This is a genomic window from Streptomyces rishiriensis, from assembly GCF_030815485.1.
Taxonomy (GTDB): domain Bacteria; phylum Actinomycetota; class Actinomycetes; order Streptomycetales; family Streptomycetaceae; genus Streptomyces; species Streptomyces rishiriensis_A.
In genome coordinates, this window is sequence record NZ_JAUSWV010000002.1 from 7,091,638 (window position 1) to 7,112,766 (window position 21,129).

The 21,129-nt window shown below is 71.4% G+C and carries 15 protein-coding genes and 3 tRNA genes; 10 read left to right on the top strand and 8 right to left on the bottom strand.

Going from position 1 to position 21,129, the window contains the following annotated elements; genetic code table 11:
• The first annotated feature begins 489 nt into the window (after positions 1-489).
• Positions 490-1,680 (top strand): zinc-dependent alcohol dehydrogenase, encoded by a 1,191-nt coding sequence (locus QF030_RS33880; RefSeq protein WP_307166368.1) that lies wholly within the window; start codon positions 490-492, stop codon positions 1,678-1,680.
• 496 nt (positions 1,681-2,176) lie between these two features.
• On the opposite strand, the gene QF030_RS33885 is transcribed toward QF030_RS33880, so the two are convergent.
• Positions 2,177-3,265, bottom strand: a complete 1,089-nt coding sequence (locus tag QF030_RS33885; RefSeq protein WP_307166369.1) for an ATP-dependent DNA ligase — start codon at positions 3,263-3,265, stop codon at positions 2,177-2,179.
• A 176-nt stretch (positions 3,266-3,441) separates the two neighbouring features.
• Here QF030_RS33885 and ligD point away from each other — a divergent pair, with 176 nt between their 5' ends.
• The gene (ligD, locus tag QF030_RS33890; RefSeq protein ID WP_307166370.1) at positions 3,442-4,479 is read left to right on the top strand and encodes a non-homologous end-joining DNA ligase; all 1,038 of its coding nucleotides are present in this window, start codon (positions 3,442-3,444) and stop codon (positions 4,477-4,479) included.
• 52 nt (positions 4,480-4,531) lie between these two features.
• Here the strand turns inward: ligD and QF030_RS33895 are convergent, their stop codons facing one another.
• Both QF030_RS33895 and QF030_RS33900 read right to left on the bottom strand, forming a co-directional pair.
• The gene (locus QF030_RS33895; RefSeq protein ID WP_307167786.1) at positions 4,532-6,679 is read right to left on the bottom strand and encodes an OmpL47-type beta-barrel domain-containing protein; all 2,148 of its coding nucleotides are present in this window, start codon (positions 6,677-6,679) and stop codon (positions 4,532-4,534) included.
• A gap of 134 nt (positions 6,680-6,813) precedes the next feature.
• Positions 6,814-9,291: a ThuA domain-containing protein gene (locus tag QF030_RS33900; RefSeq protein ID WP_307166371.1), complete on the bottom strand. Its 2,478-nt coding sequence runs from the start codon at positions 9,289-9,291 to the stop codon at positions 6,814-6,816.
• Between the two features lie 199 nt (positions 9,292-9,490).
• Here QF030_RS33900 and QF030_RS33905 point away from each other — a divergent pair, with 199 nt between their 5' ends.
• Positions 9,491-10,516, top strand: a complete 1,026-nt coding sequence (locus tag QF030_RS33905) for a multicopper oxidase domain-containing protein (RefSeq protein WP_307166372.1) — start codon at positions 9,491-9,493, stop codon at positions 10,514-10,516.
• An 83-nt stretch (positions 10,517-10,599) separates the two neighbouring features.
• The gene (locus tag QF030_RS33910) at positions 10,600-11,625 is read left to right on the top strand and encodes a LacI family DNA-binding transcriptional regulator (protein WP_307166373.1); all 1,026 of its coding nucleotides are present in this window, start codon (positions 10,600-10,602) and stop codon (positions 11,623-11,625) included.
• 80 nt (positions 11,626-11,705) lie between these two features.
• Here QF030_RS33910 and QF030_RS33915 read toward each other — a convergent pair whose 3' ends face one another.
• Entirely contained in the window at positions 11,706-12,497 is a 792-nt protein-coding gene (locus QF030_RS33915) for a VOC family protein (protein ID WP_307166374.1), read from the bottom strand.
• Between the two features lie 308 nt (positions 12,498-12,805).
• On the opposite strand from QF030_RS33915, the gene QF030_RS33920 reads away from it, so the two are divergent.
• The 6 genes from QF030_RS33920 (at position 12,806) to QF030_RS33945 (ending at position 16,196) form a co-directional block, all read left to right on the top strand.
• A complete protein-coding gene (locus QF030_RS33920; protein ID WP_373428934.1) occupies positions 12,806-13,051 on the top strand; it encodes a WhiB family transcriptional regulator in 246 nt (81 codons plus the stop codon).
• Positions 13,052-13,122: 71 nt separating this feature from the next.
• A tRNA-Ser gene (locus tag QF030_RS33925) sits at positions 13,123-13,195 on the top strand.
• Between the two features lie 9 nt (positions 13,196-13,204).
• Positions 13,205-13,276: transfer RNA gene (locus tag QF030_RS33930), tRNA-Glu, on the top strand.
• Between the two features lie 44 nt (positions 13,277-13,320).
• Positions 13,321-14,685, top strand: a complete 1,365-nt coding sequence (locus tag QF030_RS33935; protein ID WP_307166375.1) for an SDR family NAD(P)-dependent oxidoreductase — start codon at positions 13,321-13,323, stop codon at positions 14,683-14,685.
• A complete protein-coding gene (locus QF030_RS33940; protein WP_307166376.1) occupies positions 14,682-15,887 on the top strand; it encodes a ribonuclease inhibitor in 1,206 nt (401 codons plus the stop codon). The genes QF030_RS33935 and QF030_RS33940 overlap by 4 nt, the downstream gene beginning before the upstream one ends.
• A 233-nt stretch (positions 15,888-16,120) precedes the next feature.
• Positions 16,121-16,196, top strand: a tRNA-Trp gene (locus QF030_RS33945).
• Between the two features lie 297 nt (positions 16,197-16,493).
• Here QF030_RS33945 and QF030_RS33950 read toward each other — a convergent pair.
• From QF030_RS33950 to QF030_RS33965, 4 genes are all read right to left on the bottom strand, one after another.
• Entirely contained in the window at positions 16,494-17,468 is a 975-nt protein-coding gene (locus tag QF030_RS33950; RefSeq protein ID WP_307166377.1) for an acyl-ACP desaturase, read from the bottom strand.
• Positions 17,469-17,684: 216 nt separating this feature from the next.
• A complete protein-coding gene (gene ddaH / locus QF030_RS33955; RefSeq protein WP_307166378.1) occupies positions 17,685-18,461 on the bottom strand; it encodes a dimethylargininase in 777 nt (258 codons plus the stop codon).
• 343 nt (positions 18,462-18,804) lie between these two features.
• On the bottom strand, positions 18,805-20,427 hold the full coding sequence (locus QF030_RS33960) for an ABC-F family ATP-binding cassette domain-containing protein (protein WP_307166379.1): 1,623 nt from the start codon (positions 20,425-20,427) through the stop codon (positions 18,805-18,807).
• 266 nt (positions 20,428-20,693) lie between these two features.
• Entirely contained in the window at positions 20,694-21,110 is a 417-nt protein-coding gene (locus QF030_RS33965; RefSeq protein WP_307166380.1) for an SsgA family sporulation/cell division regulator, read from the bottom strand.
• Positions 21,111-21,129: the final 19 nt, after the last annotated feature.

The following is a 21,129-nucleotide window of genomic DNA, read 5'->3' on the forward strand; positions in this document are numbered from 1 at the left end:
CGCGCAGCGGGTGCGCCGGGCGTGACCGATGTGCCGGGTGCCGCGGGTCTTCCTGGTGACGTGTTCGGCGTCCCGGACGTCTCGAAGGACTCGTGCCTGTCATGGCCACCCCCGTTTCGTGTCTCGATTGTGCGCTCGTCCGTTCGAGAGTGGCTATGCGTGGCCGCGGCCGCGTGCTGTCCGGGCCACCGGGGGATGCGGGCGTGCCGGCTGTGCCGGTTACCAAGCGGATGCGGGCGTGCGGGCTGTGCCGGTTACCAAGCGGATGCGGGCGTGCGGGCGTGCGGGCGTGGGGCTGGGGGGACTACTGGGGGCCGTGGGCACGCGGGCTGTGCGGATCACCGGGCGGATGTGGGCGTGCGGGCTGTGCGGGTTCCGGCTGCGGGCGTCGCGGTTCGCGGTCGGGTGGTCGGGTACCCGGGCGGCAGCCAGGACCCGGTACCCCCGGACCAGCCGGGACGGACCGGTAGGCGGAGGGAGCGCGGCGAGATGAAGGCAGTGACCTGGCAGGGCAAGCGGGACGTACGGGTGGACACCGTTCCCGACCCGACGATCGAGGAACCGACGGACGCCGTCATCCGCATCACGTCCAGCGGGCTGTGCGGTTCCGACCTACACCTGTACGAGGTGCTCACCCCGTTCATGACCCCGGGCGACATCCTCGGCCACGAGCCCATGGGCATCGTCGAGGAGGTCGGCGCCGCGGTACCCGACCTCAAGGCCGGCGACCGGGTCGTGGTGCCCTTCCAGATCGCCTGCGGCAACTGCTGGATGTGCCTGAACTCACTGCCCACCCAGTGCGAGACGACCCAGGTCACCGGCGAGGGAATGGGCGCCGCACTGTTCGGCTACACCCGCCTGTACGGGGCGGTGCCCGGCGCCCAGGCCGAGTATCTGCGGGTGCCGCAGGCCCAGTTCGGCCCCATCAAGGTGCCGGAGGGGCCCCCGGACGACCGCTTCGTGTACCTCTCCGACGTCCTGCCCACCGCCTGGCAGGCGGTCGCCTACGCCGACATCCCCGAGGGCGGCAGCGTCGCGGTGCTCGGCCTCGGCCCGATCGGCGACATGGCCTGCCGTGTCGCCCAGGTGCGCGGCGCGGGCCGGGTGTTCGGAGTGGACCTGGTCGGCGACCGGCTACGCCGGGCCCGTGCGCGAGGCGTGGAGACCTACGATCTCCGCAGCTTCGACAGCGAGAAGGAACTCGTCGCCGCGATCCGCGACGAGACCGACGGGCGCGGCCCGGACGCCGTGATCGACGCCGTCGGCACCGAGGCGCACGGCAGCGCGGCCGCCCGCATGATCCAGAACGCCTCCGCCCTGCTGCCCCGCAAGCTGAGCGGTCCGCTCTCGGAGCGTTTCAGCATCGACCGCCTCGCCGCTCTGAACACCGCCATCGAGCTGGTGCGCCGCGGCGGCACCCTCTCGCTCGTCGGCGTCTACGGCGGCATGGCGGATCCGCTGCCCATGCTCACCATGTTCGACAAGCAGCTCCAGATCCGGATGGGTCAGGCCAACGTGCGCCGGTGGAGCGACGAGATCATGCCGTACCTCACCGACGAGGACCCGCTCGGCGTCGACGACTTCGCCACCCACCGCGTGCCGCTGTCCGACGCCCCGCACGCTTACGAGATGTTCCAGCACAAGCAGGACGGCGCGGTGAAGGTCCTGATGACACCGTGAACGCGGTCTGCGGTCTGCGGTCTACCGGTCTGCCGGTCTGCCGGTCTCGCCTCTCCCGTCCGTCGGTCTGCCGGTCTACCGGTCTACCGGTCTGCCGGTCTGCCGGTCTCGCCTCTCCCGTCCGTCGGTCTGTCGGTCTGCCGGTCTGCGTTTCGCGGTCTGCGATCGGTACGCGGTCGCGGTTGAGGGCCGGCCGTACGCGGTCGAGGGCCGGGGTGGGGTGGGCTGACGTGTGCGGGGTGAGGTGTGCGTGAAACCGGTTGTGATCGGTTGCCGGCGTGAAACCGCGGGGAACCGACGATGAAGCAAGCAGCGCCGGTTGGGCCGGGAACCGGTTGCTGATCGGGTTGCGCCGGAAACCGCTTGCGCAACCCGGGCGGCGCCGAAACCGGTTACGAATCAGTTCAGCGTCGTAACCGATTGCCGATTACCACCCTTTCGGCACCGCTTGCAGACCGCTTCACCGCTAGTCAGATCACGTCCACCGCTTGTCAGATCACGTCGCGGGCGGGGTCGCGGGCGGCGCCCCGAGGATCTGTGCGAGGTCGTAACGCACCGGTTCCTCCAGCTGCGCGTAGGTGCAACTGTCCGGGGTGCGGTCGGGGCGCCAGCGGCGGAAGCGGGCGGTGTGCCGGAACCGTGCCCCGTTCTCCATGTGGTCGTACGCCACCTCGACCACCCGTTCGGGCCGCAGCGGCACCCAGGACAGGTCCTTCTTGCCCGACCAGCGGCTCGGCGCCCCCGGGAGCCGTGCGGTCTCGTGAGCGGCTTCCTGCGACCAGGCCGCCCACGGGTGGCCCGCCGCGTCCTCCATGCGCAGCGGCTCCAGCTCCTCGATGAGTTCCGCCCGGCGTTTCATGGTGAAGGCGGCCGAGACGCCGACGTGCTGGAGGACGCCCTGGTCGTCGTACAGGCCGAGCAGCAGTGAGCCCACCACCGGCCCGCTTTTGTGGAAGCGGTATCCGGCCACGACGACGTCCGCGGTGCGCTCGTGCTTGATCTTGAACATGGCGCGCTCGTCCGGGCGGTAGCGCAGGGTGAGCGGTTTGGCGATCACGCCGTCCAGGCCCGCCCCTTCGAACTCCTCGAACCAGCGCCGCGCCACCTCGGCGTCGGTCGTCGCCGGCGCCAGGTGCACGGGCGCCGTCACGCCGCCGAGCGCCCCGGTCAGCAGCTCACGCCGGTCGTTCAGCGGAACTTCCAGGAGCGACCGGTCGTCGAGCGCCAGCAGGTCGAAGGCGACGAACGACGCCGGGGTCCGTTCGGCGAGGGTGCGCACCCGGGACTCCGCCGGGTGGATGCGCTCCGTGAGGGCATCGAAGTCGAGCCGTCCCTCACGGGCGATCACGATCTCGCCGTCCAGCACACAACGCTGCGGCAACCGCTCCCGCAACGCTTCCACCAGCTCCGGAAAATACCTGGTCAACGGCTTTCCGGTGCGGCTGCCCAACTCGATCTCGGCGCCGTCCCGGAACACGATCGCCCGGAAACCGTCCCACTTCGCCTCGTACTGCATGCCCGGCGGAATCGCAGCCACCGACTTGGCGAGCATCGGCTTCACGGGCGGCATCACCGGCAGATCCATGCTCCGAGTCTGCGCGAGGACAGCGGGGACCGCCCGGTGTGCGGACCGTCCGGTGTACGGGTCGCAGGTGGCGGCCGTCCGGTACGGACCGCAGGTGTGCGGCCGTCCGGGTACGGACCGCCCGTAGCGGATACGAGCTGATGCGAGCCGGCGGAGCTGTGTCTACCGTGGCTCGCATGGGCGATGCGGTGGAACTGGAAGTGGCCGGCCGGACGGTACGGCTGTCCAGCCCGGACAAGGTGTTCTTTCCGGAGCGCGGCTTCACCAAGCTGGACCTCGCTCGCTACTACCAGGCGGTCGCCCCCGGCATTCTGCGCGCCCTGCGCAACCGTCCCACCACTCTGGAGCGCTACCCGGACGGCGTCACCGGCGAATCCTTCTTCCAGAAACGGGCGCCGAAGAACATGCCCGACTGGATCCCGACCGCCCACATCACCTTCCCCAGCGGACGCAGCGCCGACGAGATGTGCCCGACCGAGGAGGCGGCCGTCCTGTGGGCCGCCCAGTACGGCACGCTCACCTTTCATCCCTGGCCCGTGCGCCGTGACGACGTCGACCACCCCGACGAGCTGCGCATCGACCTCGACCCGCAGCCCGGCACCGACTACGACGACGCGGTCCACGCCGCGCATGAACTGCGGGCGGTGCTCGAGGAGTTCGGCGGCCTGCGCGGTTGGCCCAAGACCTCCGGCGGCCGTGGTCTGCACGTCTTCGTGCCGATCGAGCCGCGGTGGACCTTCACCCAGGTCCGGCGGGCCGCCATCGCCGTCGGCCGGGAGATGGAACGGCGACTGCCGGAGCGGGTGACGATCAAGTGGTGGAAGGAGGAGCGGGGCGAGCGCATCTTCCTCGACTACAACCAGACCGCCCGCGACCGCACCATCGCCTCCGCCTACTCCGTGCGTCCCCGTCCGCACGCGCCCGTCTCGGCTCCGCTGCGCTGGGAGGAGGTCGGTGACGCGCACCCAGGCGACTTCGACCTCGCGACCATGCCGGCCCGTTACGCCGAACTCGGCGATGTGCACGCCGACATGGACGATCACGCGTTCTCCCTGGAGGCCCTCCTGGAACTGGCCCGCCGCGACGAACACGACCACGGCCTGGGCGACCTGCCGTATCCACCGGAGTACCCGAAGATGCCCGGAGAGCCGAAGCGGGTGCAGCCGAGCCGGGCACGGCACGAGGACGCCCCGGGCGGGCCCGGGGCGTCCTAGGCGACCGTGCGGCGTCCTAGGCGACCGTGCGGCCGCGGACCGGCCGGTGCGGTCACAACTCCTTGACGCGGATGTCCCGGTACGAGACGACGTCCGTCGTGCCGTGCACCTGGAGCCCGATGTAACCGGAGGCGAAACGCCGTCCGTCGGTGCCCGGGTCGTCCGAGCGCGGCGGGGAGAACTCCTGGCCGCCGGTGTTGTCGAACTCGTTGATCAGCACACCGTTGCGGTAGACCGAGTAGTGCTGGTCGACCACCCGGATCTCGTAGTCGTTCCAGGTCCCCTTCTGCGTGACGCCGGCGCCGGCGAGCCCGACCCGGTCGAAGCCGTACACCGACCCGGTCTTGTACATGTCGCCGTCCGGCCGGTCGAGTACCTGCACCTCGTGCCCGTACTTGATGGCGACCCACTCCGGTCGCGGCTCCTCGGCGTGGTCGTGGACCCAGGGGAAGCGCACGAACACACCGGAGTTGGCGTTGCCCGTGCCCGGAGCATCGTCGCGCCACTGGAGCTTCAGGGAGAAGTCGCCGTACTTCCGCTCGGGGAACCACAGCATGCCCAGGCCCTCTCGGGTGGTTCCGCTGGTGATCGATCCGTCGGGGTTCCGTGCGAACGATCCGCCGCCCACCTGCTGCCACTTCGCGAACGAGTCCGCGCTGCCGTCGAGGATCGTGCGGTAGCCCTCCGTCTGGCCGGGCTTGCCGATCCCCGACAGGCGTGCCGCTTCCCGGACGGCGTCGTACTCACGCCGGTCCACGATCCCCTCGGCGAACAGCCCGTCGAGGACCGTCTTCACGTGCTTGAGGAACAGCGCGTGGGACGTCCACTCCTTCTCGTCCTCGATCAGTTCGTTGATCCGGCACCGCTTGTCGGTCAGCCGGTTCGGCACGCCCGAGTCGACGGTGCCGACGATCACCGTCGACCGCTCGTCGTACTCCGGGCAGTTGGGGGCCGGGACTTGGCTGGAGACCACCGTGAAGGTCACTGAGCGTGCGGCGGAGGTGTTGCCCACCTTGTCGGTGGCGCGGTAGGCGAGGGTGTGCGGGCCCGCACGGTCGACCACCACCGGGACGGTGTAGGCGATGTACGGTCCACCGTCCACTGAATACTCGATCCTGTCGACACCCGACCCGTGCTCGTCGGTCGCGCTCACGGTCACCCTGGCATGGCCCACGTAGGCGCCGCCGGAGTTCTTCGTGCCCTCGACGGTCACTCCGGTCACCGGAGGTGTGGTGTCCTGCGGAGCCGCCGCGACCACGGTGAACAGGACGCTCTTCTCGGCGGCCGCGTTGCCCGCCTTGTCGGTGGCTCGGTACCGCACGGTGTGGCTGCCGAGCTGATGGACCATCACGGGCGCGGTGTACGGCTGCCAGGCCCCGGAGCCGACGGCGTACTCGATGCTGTTGACGCCGGATCCGGTGTCGGACGCCGACACGGTGACGGTCGCCATGTCGATGTAGGCGCCGTCGGGGTTCCGCTCGCCGGTCACCGTCGCCGAGGTGTCCGGGGCGGATGTGTCGTCGGAGGGCGGGGCGACGACGGTGAACGTGACGGTCTTCTCGGCGGAGACGTTGCCGGCCTTGTCGAACGCCCGGTAGCGGATCCGGTGGCTGCCGACCTCGTCGACGACGACCGGTGCGGTGTACGGGATCCAGTCCCCCGCCGTGCCGACCGCATACTGGATGCCGTCGACCCCCGAGCCGCCGTCGTCGGTCGCCGCGATCACGACACTCGCCGAGCCGACGTACTCGCCCTGCGCGTTCTGCGCGCCGGTGACCTGCGCCGCCGTCGCGGGCGGGGTCGTGTCCTGGCCGCCGCCCTCGGTGACCACCAGGATGCCCTGCATCTGCCCGTGGCCGGGGATCGTGCAGTGGTAGAAGTAGCGCCCCGGGGTCAGGGTGACCTCGGCGGTGTGCCGGCCGCCCGTGTCGTCGTTCGGGTTGGCCAGAATGTTCAGCGTGACGTCGTCGTTGAACTCGGGGTCGCTGGTGGCGAACGTCAACGTGTGCGGCATGCCCATGGTGTTGCCGGTCGCCGCGCTGTTCTCGAAGACGATCGTCGCCTGACCCGCCACCGCGGTCGTCGGCGCCGAACCGTACGCGGTGATGTCGTCGCCGGCGGTCCAGGTGAGCACCTGGGCGGCGGCGGCCGTCGGCTCGACCTGTGGCGCGGTGGGCGCCGCCTGAAGTCCGAGCGTCATCAGCACGGCGGCCAGCAGGGCCGTCCAGACGCTTCGTTGCCGTGCCCGCCGTGTCTGCCGTGTCCGCCGGGTTCGCGGTATCAGCGGCGTGTGCGGTGTTCGTCGCGTTCGCGGTGTTCGTTGCGTCTGTGGTGTCACCGTGTCCCCCTCGCCAGCCGGTCGGCGGCCGGTGTCGGGCCGCCGCCCTGGTAAGTGACTCTCCACAGCGCCGACTTGGCGTCCGAGGTGAAGAAGCCGCGGCCGTAGTCGAGGACGTACAGGGCGCCGTCCGGGCCGAACTTCCAGTCCATGAGGTTCTTGATGCCGTCGTTGCCGACCGGCACGATCTTCTTCAGTGACTCCGAATGGACCGGCAGACCGCCCGACCCCTGCGTCCTCGGGTCCATGACCACCGCGTTGCGCGGCTGATCGGCATCGTAGAAGTCGCCGACGAACCACTTGCCGTCCCAGTACGCGGGCCACCTGACCGCGCTCGGACCGGCGGCGTCGTAGCGGTAGACCGGCCCGTTCATCGCCGCCTGGCCGCCGCCCTTGAGCCACGGCAGACGGTACGTCGCCTGGTCCTGCCGGTAGGAGGGGACGCCGTCGACGTCGCGCGGGTAGTCGGGTGCGCCGCCCTGGGGCGAGTACCAGATGTTGTTGCCGGTGACCGGCGGCAGGTCGACCAGGCCGTCGTTGTTCGGCGACTCGTTCTTCGGGTGGTCGCAGTCGTACCAGCCCAGCGGTTGTGACGGATCCGGCAGGTTGCGGTCCCGGTAGGGCTGCTTGTTGCCCATGCAGTACGGCCAACCCCGGTTGCCCGCCTGGGTGATGACGGCGAACGTGTCGTACTTCGCCGGTCCCCAGGTGGACGACGGCTCGCCCGCGTCCGGGCCGACCCAGCCCGCGTACAGGATGTCGGTGGTGCGGTCGACGAAGATGCGCGCCGGGTTGCGGACGCCCATCACATAGATCTCGCCGCGCGTCTTGCCACCGCCTTCGTCGGTCTCCCGGCCCGTGAACAGGTTTCCCGCCGGCAGCGTGTACGTTCCGTCGGGTTCCGGATGGATGCGAAGGATCTTGCCGTTGAGGTTGTGGGTGTTTCCGGCCGTACGGCGCGCGTCGGCGAAGGAGAGGCCCTTGAAGTTCGGCTGCGGGTTGTTGCCGGAGTAACCGCCGCTGAAACCACTGGAGTTGTTGTCACCGGTGGCGATGTACAGGTTGCCCTTCGAGTCCCAGGCCAGCCCACCGCCCGCGTGACAGCAACTGTGCACCTGGACAGGCCACTTGAGCAGCACCTTCTCGCTGCCGAGGTCGAGTCGGTTGGTGGCGAGGTCGAGCGTGAAGCGGGAGACGCGCCGCTCGGCCGTCCGTGTGTCACGGTCGACCCCGGAGTGGGGCGTGTAGTGCAGGTACACCCAGCCGTTCTGTTCGAAGCGCGGGTCGAGCTCGATGCCGAGGAGCCCCTCCTCGACCTTGACGAGTTCGTCGCCGCCGCCCTTGTTGCCGAAGACCGTCAGTTCCCCGGCCGACGTCACCTTCCTGGTCGCCGGGTCGTAGACGTGGATCTGTCCCTTGCCCTTGCCCACGTCCGGGTTGTTCCAGTCGGTGATCACCGGCCGGGAGGAGTCGGCGCCGCCCCGCCCGATGTAGAGAACACGGCCGTCCGGCGCGGTGACCAGGCCGTGCGGCTCGCCGATCTGGTCGTTCAGGCCGGGCTGGTTGGCCGGGGTCAGGCGCTCGGCCTTGTAGTTGGCGGTGATGGTCGCCTTGCAGTCGGCCTGTACGAGCCGTGAGGTCCAGAGCAGGGCGCCGCGCAGATGCGTACGGAAGTCCGTCTCGTCGTACGACGCGACCGTGCCGCCCATGCCGGTGTAGAAGGAGCGGCCGCCGTCGTAGTCACGGCACCAGCTCACCGGATGGTCGACGCCGTTGGCGCTCGCGCCCGGCTGGTACGTCGACTCGCGCACCCGGGCGACGGTGTGCACCTCGCCGGACGGGTTCTTCACCCAGTTCGGCCACAGGTCCGGGCGCTTCCACTCCAGCGGCAGCGCCCCGGTGGCGGGATGCCGCCGGTCGCCGACCTCCACGGTGGCCCGCTGCACGGCGGTCGGGCTCGACGCGGCCGGACGGGCGCCGATCAGGCCGGTGAACCAGGCCGAGTAGGGCTCCGCCCTGGCGGCGTCATGGACACCGACGAACCCGCCGCCGGCCTCCATGTAGGCCTCCAGGCCGGCTTCCTGCTCCGGATCGAGGACGTCACCGCCCCCGGTCAGGAACACGACCGCGTTGTAACCGCTCAGCTCGGACCCGCTGGTGAAGACCGAGGCGTCGTCCGTGGCCTCGACCTCGAACCGCTCGTCCGCCGGTCCGGACAGGCCGATCCGCTCGATGGCCTCGATACCGGCGTTGACGACCGGTGACTCCTCCCCGGCCGCGGCCGACCCGTGGAAGATCAGCACCCGTACCTTCGGGCCGCCCGGGGGCGACGTGATGGACATCGTTGTCAGGGGTGGCTCGGGGGCCGGACGTGCTTCCGCGGCCGGCGCGGTCAGCAGTCCGGCGACCAGCGTGGCGCACGCCACGGCGGTCACCCGGATTCGTCCTCTCGTACTCAACCCTCGTAAGTGCATGGGCACCTCCTCGGTCACAGCGGCAGCGCCAAGGAAGCTAGACCCCGTTTGCATGACTCGCCAAGAGCTATGACCGCAATGGCACGAACTTTGTCCTGAGTGTGGAGAAACGGCGGAACGACCGGTACCGTCTCACAGGTTCATCACAGGCTCGTCTTCTTCGTCGTCCCAAATTCCGTACCAGCGTGGGGAGTTCGGCATGGACAGACGCGGGTTCAACCGCAGGGTGCTGCTGGGCGGTGCGGCCGCCGCGACATCGTTGTCCTTGGCGCCGAGGGCGGTGAGCGCCGACAGGCCGGTGAGGACCGCGCCGGCGGGGGGAGTGGTCAAACACCTCAAGCTGTACGCGGAGAAGCTCGCCGACGGACAGCTCGGCTACGGCTTCGAGAAGGGGAAGGCCACCATCCCCGGGCCGCTGATCGAACTCGACGAGGGCGACACCGTCCACATCGAGGTGGAGAACACCCTGGACGTGGCCGCGAGTCTGCACGTTCACGGCCTGGACTACGAAGTGTCCAGCGACGGGACGAAGTTGAACGGGAGCGATATCGAGCCAGGCGGTACGCGCACCTACACCTGGCGCACCCACGCCCCCGGTCGCCGCCCCGACGGCACCTGGCGGGCGGGCAGCGCGGGCTACTGGCACTACCACGACCACGTCGTGGGAACCGAACACGGCACCGGCGGCATCCGCAAGGGCCTGTACGGACCGGTGATCGTCCGGCGCAAGGGCGACATCCTGCCCGACGCCACCCACACGATCGTCTTCAACGACATGACGATCAACAACAGACCCGTCCATGCGGGCCATCAGGGCCCCGACGTCGAGGCGACGGTGGGCGACCGGGTCGAGTTCGTCATGATCACGCACGGCGAGTACTACCACACCTTCCATATGCACGGTCATCGCTGGGCCGACAACCGCACCGGCCTGCTCAGCGGCCCCGACGACCCGAGCCAGGTCGTCGACAACAAGATCGTGGGTCCGGCCGACTCCTTCGGCTTCCAGGTGATCGCGGGGGAGGGGGTGGGCGCCGGCGCGTGGATGTACCACTGCCATGTACAGAGCCACTCCGACATGGGCATGGTCGGACTGTTCCTGGTGAGGAAGCCCGACGGCACGATCCCCGGATACGAGCCGCACCAGTCGCACGAGCCGCAGGAGTCGCACCGGTCGCAGGAGCCTGTGGTGCCGGACGGAACCGGCGAGGCGCACGAGCACTGACGGGCGGCGTTCGGAGAGCGCTCTCACCTCGGCCGTCCCCCCGGAGCTATCCTGAGCCGCACCCGGCCAGGAGGAGCCCCGAAGTGACCGAGACAGCGTCGCGTCCCACGCTGGAGGCCGTGGCCGCGCGGGCCGGAGTCTCCCGGGCGACCGTGTCGCGCGTCGTCAACGGCGGGGACGGCGTCCGCGAGCCGCTCGTCGAACGGGTCCGGCAGGCCGTGGAGGAACTCGGGTACGTCCCCAACCAGGCGGCCCGCAGCCTGGTGACGAAGCGGCACGACGCGGTCGCCGTGGTCATCGCCGAACCGGAGACCCGTGTCTTCGCCGACCCCTTCTTCGCCCTTCAGCTCCGTGGTATCAGCAAGGAACTGACGGCTCACGACAACCAGTTGGTGTTGCTGCTCACCGAGGGCCGCGACGACCACGCCCGGGTCGCGCGCTACCTCGCCGGCGGCCACGTCGACGGGGCCCTGGTCTTCTCGCTGCACCTCGACGACCCCCTCCCCGGGCTGATCCAGGGCGCCGGCGTCCCGACCGTGTTCGGCGGCCGTCCGGGCTGGAGCGACGGCACGCGGGACGTGGTCTATGTCGACAGCGACAACCGCGGGGGTGCCCGCGAGGCCGTACGCCTGCTGGCCGGGCTCGGCCGCACCCGCATCGCGCACATCACCGGCCCTCTCGACCAGACCTCCGCGGCGGACCGGCTCGACGGATACCGCGAGGTCATGGGCGTGAACGAGCCACGGCTCGTCGTCGAGAGCGACTTCACCCCCGGCGACGCCGAGCGGGCCATGCGTGAACTCCTCGACCGCTGCCCCGACCTGGACGCCGTGTTCGCCGCGAACGACCTCGCCGCCTCGGGCGCCCTGCGCGTCCTGCGTGAACGCGGGCGGCGGGTACCCGAGGACGTCGCCGTGGTCGGCTTCGACGACATGCTGCCCGTCGCCGAACAGAGCGATCCGCCGCTGACGACCGTCCGTCAGGACATCGAGGAGATGGGCCGGATCATGGCCCGTCTGCTGCTGCGCCGCCTCGACCGAAGCGTCGCCGACGAGGCGCCGGGCGGCGTGGTCCTGCCCACCACCCTGGTGCGCCGCGCTTCGGCCTGACCGGGGCGGCCGCGGCAGTCGCACCGGTCCCGCCCCGCCCGCCACCGGATCGGCCCGCTCCCGTGCCGTCCCGTACCGCCTCACATCTCCTGTGGCACGCTCTTGATCACGGCGAAGCGTGCCCCGTAGGGGTCGGCGAGCTTGGCGACACGGCCGACGCCCTCGACGTCCGTGGCGGGCATCCGCACCCTGCCGCCCAGCTTCTCCGCCTCGGCCACGACCGTGTCCGCGTCGGCGACCTCGAAGTACGGCAGCCAGTACGCGCCGGAGCCGGCCTCCGTCGGGTCGTCGGCCAGCGGTACGATCCCGCCGAACATCGCCTCCTCCCCGGCGCCGGCCGGGTTGACGCAGGTGTAGGTGCCGCCGGGGAACGGCGCGGCCGAGGTCTCCAGACCCAGCGTCGCGTTGTAGAAGGCGGCGGCCGCGGCGACGTCCGGCGTGTACAGCTCTACCCAGCACAGTGCGCCGGGTTCGTTCGCCACGTCCACGCCCTCGGTCTGTCCGGGCTGCCAGAGTCCGAACGGCACGCCCGCCTGGTCGGCGAGGACGGCCATCGTGCCCTGCCCCATCACGTCCATCGGCGCGAGGAGGACCGCACCGTGCTTCCGCTCGGCGGCCTGCGCCGTGGCCTGCGCGTCCGATGTGCGGAAGTAGACCGTCCACGACGGCGGGCCCTGCGCGGACGTGGTCTGCATGCCGCCCGCCGCGGTCTTCCCGTCCAGTTGGAAGAAGCCGTAGCCGCCGGCGTCGGGTCCCGCCGACCGGAAGCGCCAGTCGAAGAGAGCGCCGTAGAAGGAGGTGGCGCCGTCGATGTCGGACGTGCCGACGTCGATCCAGTTCGGAGCGCCGTTGACGAAGCGGGTGGTGAGCATCGTTGCCCTCCTCGAAGGGGTCCCGTCCTCTGCACTGCCGAGTCTCGCACCGCCCACTGACAATCGCTGCCGGAGTGCGACCACCGGCCCGGCTCCGGGGCTGCCCCTGGAAGGCGGGCGACGGTCACCCACTGTCATGGTGAGATGTCGGAACCTCGCTCGGCGTTCCGGGAGTCTGCCCGGTGCACCGCGCGCCGCCGTGCGCGGCGGTGTCCGGCGGGAGCATCATCGGGCGGCCGGGGGCCCTCGGGCGCCGCGTATATCCGGCGTTGATCGAACGTTTTTCGCCGCCGGGCACGATTCTGGCCATGTACACCGACACGATTCCGACACCCGACCTCGGCTGGCAGCGTGAGGCGCTGTGCGCACAGACCGGCGCGGAGTTCTTCTTTCCCGAGCCCGGCAGCTCGGTGCGGGAGGCCAAGCGCATCTGCGGCATGTGCGAGATGCGTTCCGCCTGCCTCGAGTACGCCCTGGACAACGATGAGCGCTTCGGCGTCTGGGGTGGCATGTCCGAGAAGGAGCGCCTGATCCTCCGGCGCACGGCGCACTGAGCCGCACCGTCGCGGCGACCCCGAATCCGAGTGACCGCGTCGCGGGGGTGCGGTTAGGATCCGGGGCGTGTCCGGACGTGGCGCGGAGGCAGGCGCCTCGCCTTGCTCCGGCGCATGACGCCGGTTGGAATCCGGTCGTCCGGATGCGTGCGCGGTCCCGTAGAGCAGAGGCAGACTCGCCACCTTCTCAGGGTGGATACGCCGGTTCGAATCCGGTCGGGACCACGGTACGGCGAGCGCGGAGCGGGGACGGGGCGGGGCGGCGGCGCATGGGCCAGGACAGCGAGGGGGCGGCCTTCGGCCCGCCGGTGACCGAGGCGGAGCTGACCGCCTTCCATGACGTCGTGGGCAGGCTGCGGGCACTGCCCGTCGACGATCCCGTACGGCTGCGGGCCGAGCAGGTCGCCGCGTCCTTCGCGCGTGACGGACGGCTCCGGCGGCGCAAGGAGCGGGGCGCCGAAGTGGCGGCCGCCGACGCGGCGACGATGGCCGCGACAGCGACCGGCGCGCTGGACCGGCGCGAGGACGCGCCGCTGCGGGACGCGGGCCGGGGCGGACGCTTCCACCGGCCGCGCACCTGCTACGTCTGCAAGTCGGCCTATCGAGAGGTCGACACCTTCTACCACCGGCTCTGTCCCGTCTGCGCCGCCGACAACGCGGCCCGCCGCTCGCTCGGCACCGACCTGAGCGGGCGCCGCGTCCTGCTCACCGGCGGCCGGGTGAAGATCGGCTTCCAGCTGGCGCTGATGATGCTGCGGGACGGCGCCGAGACCGTCGTCACCTCCCGTTTCCCGCATGACACCCTGCGCCGTTTCCGTGCCGCGCCCGGCAGTGCGCAGTGGCTGGACCGCCTCACCGTCGTCGCCGTCGATCTGCGCGACCCGCGCCAGGTGCTGGGGCTGTGCGAGGAACTGCGCCGGGAGGGCCGCCCGCTCGACGTCCTCGTCAACAACGCGGCGCAGACCGTGCGCCGCCCGCCGCAGTCCTACGCCCTGCTGGCCGCAGGAGAGCACGACGCGCTGCCCGAAGGGACCCGCCCGGCGCCCGGGTTCACCCCGATGCGGATGCTGCGGGGCCTCGGCGGCTCGCTCTCCGCGCTGCCCGCCGCCCTGCGCGAGGCCGACGAGGCCGGACTGCTGCCGGATCCCTCCCCGGAGAACTCCTGGTCGGCCCGGCTCGGCGCGCTCGACCCGGCAGAGGTCCTCGAGACCCAGCTCGTCAACGCCCTCGCGCCGGCGTTGCTGTGCGACCGGCTGCTGCCGCTGCTGCTGGCCTCCCCGCATCCGCGCCGGTACGTCGTCAACGTGACGGCCGTCGAGGGCCGGTTCGCGGTGCGCAACAAGATGCCCGGGCATCCGCACACCAACATGGCCAAGGCCGCCCTCAACATGCTCACCCGCACCAGCGCGGCCGCGCTCGCCGAGCAGGGCGTGCACATGTGCGCCGTCGACACGGGCTGGATCACCGACGAGAACCCGGCGCCGAAGAAGGCCCGGATGGCGGGCGCGGGCTTCCGCACCCCGCTGGACATCGTGGACGGCGCGGCCCGCGTGTACGACCCGATCGTGCGCGGCGAGGCCGGCCACCCGGTGTCCGGAGTGTTCCTCAAGGACTACCGGGAGGCCCAGTGGTGAGTGAGGAGACCGCGGCGGGACCGGGACCGGCCGGGTTCGCCGGAGTGCCCCACGTGGCGCCCCGCCCCCTCGCCGATCTCGCCCCGCTGCTCGACTGGCTGCGGGCCGGACGTCCGGCGGGCGAGCGGCTGGACTTCGCGTCGGGCACCGCGCTGCCCGACGGACGGCTCGACCTGTGCAAGCAGGGCCTGGGGGCCGAGGGCGCGGCCCTGGTCGCCGAGGCGCTGGCCGCCGGGCCCTCGCCCGTACGGCATCTGCTCCTCGGCACCGACGCCCTCGGAGACGAAGGCGCCGCGACCGTCGCCGGTACGGATGCTCCGGTCGAGACGCTCTACCTCGGCTGCAACGGCATCACCGCGGGCGGCGCCTGCCGTATCGCCGACCAGCTGCGCGCCTCGCCCCAGGTGGTCACGGGGGTGTGGCTCAAACGCAACCCGCTGGGCCGCGGCGGAGGCCGGGCGGGAGCCGAACTCGTCGAATCCGCCCGGGCGTTGCGCACCCTCGACCTGGTGCAGACCGGACTCGACGCGGCGGGCGTCACCGTACTCGCCGACGCGCTGCTGGCCGCCGCCGACGACGGGCGGCGGGTCGAGCGGCTGTTCGTCGGCGGCAACCCGCTGGGGGAGGCGGGCGCGGAGGCGCTCGCGGCCGTGGTCGCCGCCGGGGCGATCGGCGAACTCTACGTCTCCGCCGCCCGGTTGGGTGACGTCGGCACGCTCCGGCTCGCCGGCGCCCTCGAACGGGCGCCGTACGGACGGCTCACCCGGCTGTCGGTGGCCAGCAACGGCGTCGGACCCTCCCCGGCCGCCCGCCTGGTCGGCGCGGCCACCGTCGCCGGTGTCACCCTGCTGGACCTCGGCCGGGTCCGGGCGGCGGCCGTGCTCGGAGCGGCGGACAACCGGCTGGACCTGACGGCCGCCGAGACCATCGGGCGGACGCTGGCGGCCGGTGAGCACCGCCTCGCCCACCTCGTCCTGCGCCACACGGGCCTGCGCAGCCGCGAGGCCCACCGCATCCTCGATCACGCGCCCCGCGCGGCCAGCGCCACCCGCTTCGTCCTCGGGCAGGGTGTCGCCGCCACCGTCAGACGCCGCCTGGCGGCCCTCAGCGCCCAGGTCCCGGCCCCGGCCGTGCCGCCCGACGTGGCGGCCGTACGCAGCGTGCACCGCACGGCGGCCCCGGAGGCGTCCGCGGAGGACTGACGCCCCTGCGCCCGCCCGCCCCCGTCCGCTCTGCGCCGCGGTCCCTTGAGCACCGACGTCCACAACTTCCGCTGCCGCACCGGCTCCAGCCCGTGCGCCGTCAGGTCCTCGACGTACGGGTGGTGGTTCCGGCGGCCGAGCCCCCGCGCCCTTGGCTGCCGTGCTCGGTCCCTGTCCGGCATCGGTACCGGGCCCCACCGACCACGGGCCAAGGCATTACGCTCTCGGGCAGGGCGGGGTCGTAGCGCAGAGGCAGTCGCACCGGTCTCCAAAACCGGATCACGCTGGTTCGAATCCAGCCGCCCCGCCCCCTTCGACACCCGGCGCCCCGGGCTGCATCGCCCCACCGAGGCGGCAGGGCGGGCCGGGTTCCCGCGCGGTTCGGCCTGCGCCGGAGCGTGGCCGCGGTCCCGTCGGACGCCGGGTGCAGTGCGATCCGCGCCCGGGCCCGGTCGGCGGTGTCCTCGTCGGCCGGACCGACCAGGATGCCGACCGCCTGCCGGACCGTGTCGCCGTCAGCCGTGGCGGCATGGCCGCAGGCGCGAACGGCCCGCACCGGGAGATCGATTCCCCGTGCGAGCCGTCGAAGCGAGAGGCGGGGGCAGGTCAGCCGGCCGCCCGCGCCGCCATCCGGGCCTTGCGCGTCGCCAGCTTCTCGTCGAACTTCGAGGCCTCCGAGTCGAGGCCGCCCATGTACAGGCCGATCTCCTCCTGCGCCTTCTGGCCCTCGGGGCCGAGGCCGTCGACCTCCATGACCTTCAGGAAGCGCAGCACGGGCTGGATGACGTCGTCGTGGTGGATGCGCAGGTTGTAGACCTCGCCGATCGCCATCTGCGCGGCGAAGCGCTCGAAGCCGGGCATGCCGTGGCCGGGCATGCGGAAGTTGACGAGGACGTCCCGCACGGCCTGCATGGTGAGGTCGGGGGCCAGCTCGAAGGCGGCCTTCAGGAGGTTGCGGTAGAAGACCATGTGGAGGTTCTCGTCGGTCGCGATGCGCGCCAGCATGCGGTCGCAGACCGGGTCGCCGGACTGGTGGCCGGTGTTGCGGTGCGAGACGCGGGTCGCCAGCTCCTGGAAGGCGACGTAGGCGACCGAGTGCAGCATCGAATGCCGGTTGTCCGACTCGAAGCCCTCGCTCATGTGGGCCATCCGGAACTGCTCCAGCTTGTCCGGGTCCACCGCGCGCGAGGCGAGCAGGTAGTCGCGCATCACGATGCCGTGCCGGCCCTCCTCGGCCGTCCAGCGGTGCACCCAGGTGCCCCAGGCGCCGTCCCGGCCGAAGAGCGAGGCGATCTCGTGGTGGTAGCTGGGCAGGTTGTCCTCGGTGAGCAGGTTCACGACGAGCGCGATCCGGCCGATCTCGGTGACCTTGGACTGGCCCTTCTCCCAGGCCTCGCCGTCCTCGAAGAGGCCGGGGAAGTTGCGGCCGTCGCTCCACGGCACGTACTCGTGGGGCATCCAGTCCTTGGTCACCTTCAGGTGCCGGTTGAGTTCCTGCTCGACCACTTCCTCGAGCGCGTACAGCAGCTTGGCGTCGGTCCAGACGGCGGGGCTGCCGAGGTGAGGGGTGGTGATCGACACGAATACTCCAGGGGACGTGAAACGGAGTGGAACAATCCGGCGCGCGAAGCCGGAACTTACGGGATCGTAGGCTACGTATCCGTAGGTTACGAAGTCGTAGGTTAAGGACCGTGTAAAGATCGCTGATCAGGCGTGTTGCGCAGGGTCGTTCCGGGCATGTCGAACGGCCCCGGGAACCGCAGGTCCCAGGGCTGAACGGGTGAGAGGATCCGCCGCTCAGGCGTACAACTCACGCAGTCGCACCGAGAGGCATGTCACACATCCCTCGAGTTTCTCGAATTCGCCGATGTCCACGACGACGGGTTCGTGACCGAGATCGGCGAGCAGGTCCGCCGTCTGCGGCGCGGCGGCCGAGAGGAGCACCTTCGGGCCGCCGAGCAGCACCACGTGCGAGCCGGCCTCCTCGGGCACCGACAGGAAGCGCGGGAACAGCGACGGCCGGTCCACCTTGGGGATGTGACCGATCACCGTGCCGTCGGGCAGCGCCGTGACGGCCGACTTCAGGTGCAGCACCTTGCTCACCGGCACGGCCACGACCCGCGCGCCCAGCGGTTCGAAGGCGGCGCGCACCTGCTGGACGCCGACCGCGTTGGTACGGCCGCCCCGGCCGACGTAGATCGTGTCGCCGACCTTGAGCACGTCACCGCCGTCCAGGGTGCCCGGCTCCCAGATCCAGTTCACCGAGCAGCCCAGGCGGGCCACGGCCTCCTCGACGCCCAGGGTCTCGTCGCGCCGGGACTCGGCGCCGGAGCGCGCGATCAGGGCGACGTTCTTGTACATCACCACCGTGTCCTCGACGAACACGGAGTCGGGGCAGTCGTCGGCCGGGTCGACCTCGACGGTCTCCCAGCCGTGCGCCCGCAGGGCCTCGGCGTACGCCTCCCACTGCTCCAGGGCGAGCTCCACGTCGACCTTCTCCCGCTCGACGTGCGTCACCAGGCCTTCGGCGAGGCGCGGGCTGGGGCGGCGGATGAGGGCCTTCTTGCTGGGCACGTCCAGGTCTCCGAATCGGGTGGCGCAACCGGCGCCTCGAACGCGGCGCCGGTCAGTCATCATGCAGGGCCCGGCCACCAGGACAAAACCCCTCGGTAACAATGTGCCCCTCCTGAGACCATGCGACGACCCGCCGCGCCGGACCGGGTCCGCGGGGTCCCGCCCCGCCCGCCCGGCGGCGCCCGGCGCGCCCTTTCCTCCCCGGGTAGGTGCCCCGGCCGCGTCGTAGGGACCGCCCCCTCCTGCAGCTCGGTGGGCGGGCGCCCCTGCGCCGTGCGATGAGCCGCAAGGCCGCCGCGGCCGCCGCCCTCGGGCAGCCCGCGGCACCTCGCGGGCACGGCGGCTACGCCGGATCCGCCAGTTCCTCCGCCGTCGTCTCGCGCAGCCGCCCGTCCAGCAGCAGCCACCGGGTGATGCCGATGGACTCCAGGAACGGCAGGTCGTGGCTGGCCACGATCAGCGCGCCCTCGTAGGACTCCAGGGCGGTGGTCAGCTGGCGCACGCTCGCCATGTCGAGGTTGTTGGTCGGCTCGTCCAGCATGAGCAGCTGGGGGGCCGGCTCGGCCAGCATCAGCGCCGCCAGGCTCGCCCGGAAGCGTTCCCCGCCGGACAGCGTCGAGGCCTTCTGGTCGGCACGGCCGCCGCGGAAGAGGAACCGGGCCAGCCGGGCCCGGATCCGGTTGTTGGTGGCGCCGGGCGCGAACCGGGCCACGTTCTCGGCGACCGTGCGCTCGCCGTCGAGGATGTCGAGGCGCTGGGGCAGGAAACGCAGCGGCACGTGCGCGTGCGCCTCGCCCGCCTCCGGCGTCAGCTCACCCGCGATGGTGCGCAGCAGCGTCGTCTTGCCCGAGCCGTTGCGGCCGACGAGGGCGACCCGCTCGGGACCGCGCAGGTCGAGACCACCGTCCACGCGCGCGCCGTACGCGAGCCGGAGGTCCTGCAGCAGCAGCACCTCCCGCCCCGGTGGCACGGCCGTGTGCGGCAGATCGACGCGGATCTCGTCGTCGTCGCGTACGGCCTCCACCGCGTCGTCGAGCCGGTCCTTGGCCTCGGCGAGCTTCTCCTCGTGCATGATCCGGTGCTTGCCCGCCGACTCCTGCGCCGCGCGCTTGCGCGCGCCCATGACGATCTTCGGCTCGCGTTTGCTGTCCCACATCTTCTGCCCGTACCGCTTGCGGCGGGCCAGTTTCACCTGGGCGTCGGTCAGCTCGCGCTTCTGCTTGCGCAGATCGGCCTCCGCGACGCGCACCATGCGCTCGGCGGCCTCCTGCTCGGTGGCCAGGGCCTCCTCGTAGGCGGAGAAGTTGCCGCCGTACCAGGTGACCTCCCCGGCGCGCAGGTCGGCGATCTGGTCGACGAGGTCGAGCAGTTCCCGGTCGTGGCTGACCACGACCAGGACGCCCGGCCAGGACGTGACCGCCGCGTACAGCCGTCGCCGGGCGTACAGGTCGAGGTTGTTGGTCGGCTCGTCGAGCAGCAGGACGTCCGGTCGGCGCAGCAGCAGCGCCGCCAGCCGCAGCAGGACCGACTCGCCGCCCGACACCTCGCCGATGGCGCGGTCGAGGTCGATGTGGCCGAGCCCGAGCTCGCCGAGGGTGGCCAGCGCGCGCTCCTCGACGTCCCAGTCGTCGCCGACGGTCTCGAAGTGCCGCTCGGAGGGGTCGCCGGCCTCGATGGCGTGCAGTGCGGCCCGCTGCGCGGCGATGCCGAGCGCCGCGTCGACCTTCAGCGTGGTGTCGAGGGTGACGTTCTGCGGGAGGTGTCCGACCTCGCCGGCGAGGCGCACCGCGCCGTCGGCGGGGGCGAGTTCTCCGGCGATGAGCTTCAGCAGGGTCGACTTGCCGGAGCCGTTGACGCCGACCAGTCCGGTCCGGCCGGGGCCGAAGGAGACGTCGAGCCCGTCGAAGACGGGGGTGCCGTCGGGCCAGGAGAAGGCGAGGGAGGTACAGGTGATGGAGTGAGTCACAGCGGGCCTCGTGGGTGCGTGTGCGGAAAGGGGCGACACGTGTCGAGACACCGGAAGGCGGCGACCACCGCGACAGCGGGGGAGCGCGGAGACATGCAGCAGGCACTGCTCCGCCAGGACGGCTCAAGGCCGAGGTCGCACGCGGCGCACACACCCCGGAGGTGTGGCGCGGTGTCTCAAGACCTCAGACGAGCAACGTCCTTCTCCGATCGACGGCAACAGAACCGTTCTCCACGGTAGGAAGGCCCGGAAGGGCTGTCAACGCATTAACAGGCGTCCCGCATCAGCTCCGCCAGTTCGTGGTCGAGGTCGAGCTGCCGGCACTCCGTGCCGACGGGCACCAGTTCGCTCGTGGCCCGCAGGAAGCCGAGGATCTCCTCCGTGTGGACGTGCACGACGGCGGTGCCCTCGGGTGCGTGGAACTCCAGCACCGTGCGGCCGTACCCGTAGGGCCGCACCCGGACGTCGCCGTGGCCCTCGGCGTCGCGCAGGCCGGCGGAGAGCAGGTCGCGGGCGAAGGTCCAGCAGACCTCGACGCCCTCCAGGGTGGCCGGAGCCGGGAAGGTCATGCGGACCGCGAAGGGGTCCTGCCGGTCGTAGGACAAGGTGGCGGGGATGTTCTGCATCCGGGGCGCGGCGGCGACCAGACGTGCCTCTACGGGCTGCTCTATGACGGTGGACAACGCCTTGCTCCCTCGTGAC

Excerpts from the sequence above, each read along its gene's own strand:
- QF030_RS33880 (WP_307166368.1), top strand. The coding sequence starts at position 490 with ATGAAGGCAGTGACCTGGCAGGGCAAGCGGGACGTACGGGTGGACACC.
- QF030_RS33885 (WP_307166369.1), bottom strand. The coding sequence starts at position 3,265 with ATGGATCTGCCGGTGATGCCGCCCGTGAAGCCGATGCTCGCCAAGTCG.
- ligD (WP_307166370.1), top strand. The coding sequence starts at position 3,442 with ATGGGCGATGCGGTGGAACTGGAAGTGGCCGGCCGGACGGTACGGCTG.
- QF030_RS33895 (WP_307167786.1), bottom strand. The coding sequence starts at position 6,679 with ATGACGCTCGGACTTCAGGCGGCGCCCACCGCGCCACAGGTCGAGCCG.
- QF030_RS33900 (WP_307166371.1), bottom strand. The coding sequence starts at position 9,291 with ATGCACTTACGAGGGTTGAGTACGAGAGGACGAATCCGGGTGACCGCC.
- QF030_RS33905 (WP_307166372.1), top strand. The coding sequence starts at position 9,491 with ATGGACAGACGCGGGTTCAACCGCAGGGTGCTGCTGGGCGGTGCGGCC.
- QF030_RS33915 (WP_307166374.1), bottom strand. The coding sequence starts at position 12,497 with ATGCTCACCACCCGCTTCGTCAACGGCGCTCCGAACTGGATCGACGTC.
- QF030_RS33920 (WP_373428934.1), top strand. The coding sequence starts at position 12,806 with ATGTACACCGACACGATTCCGACACCCGACCTCGGCTGGCAGCGTGAG.
- QF030_RS33935 (WP_307166375.1), top strand. The coding sequence starts at position 13,321 with ATGGGCCAGGACAGCGAGGGGGCGGCCTTCGGCCCGCCGGTGACCGAG.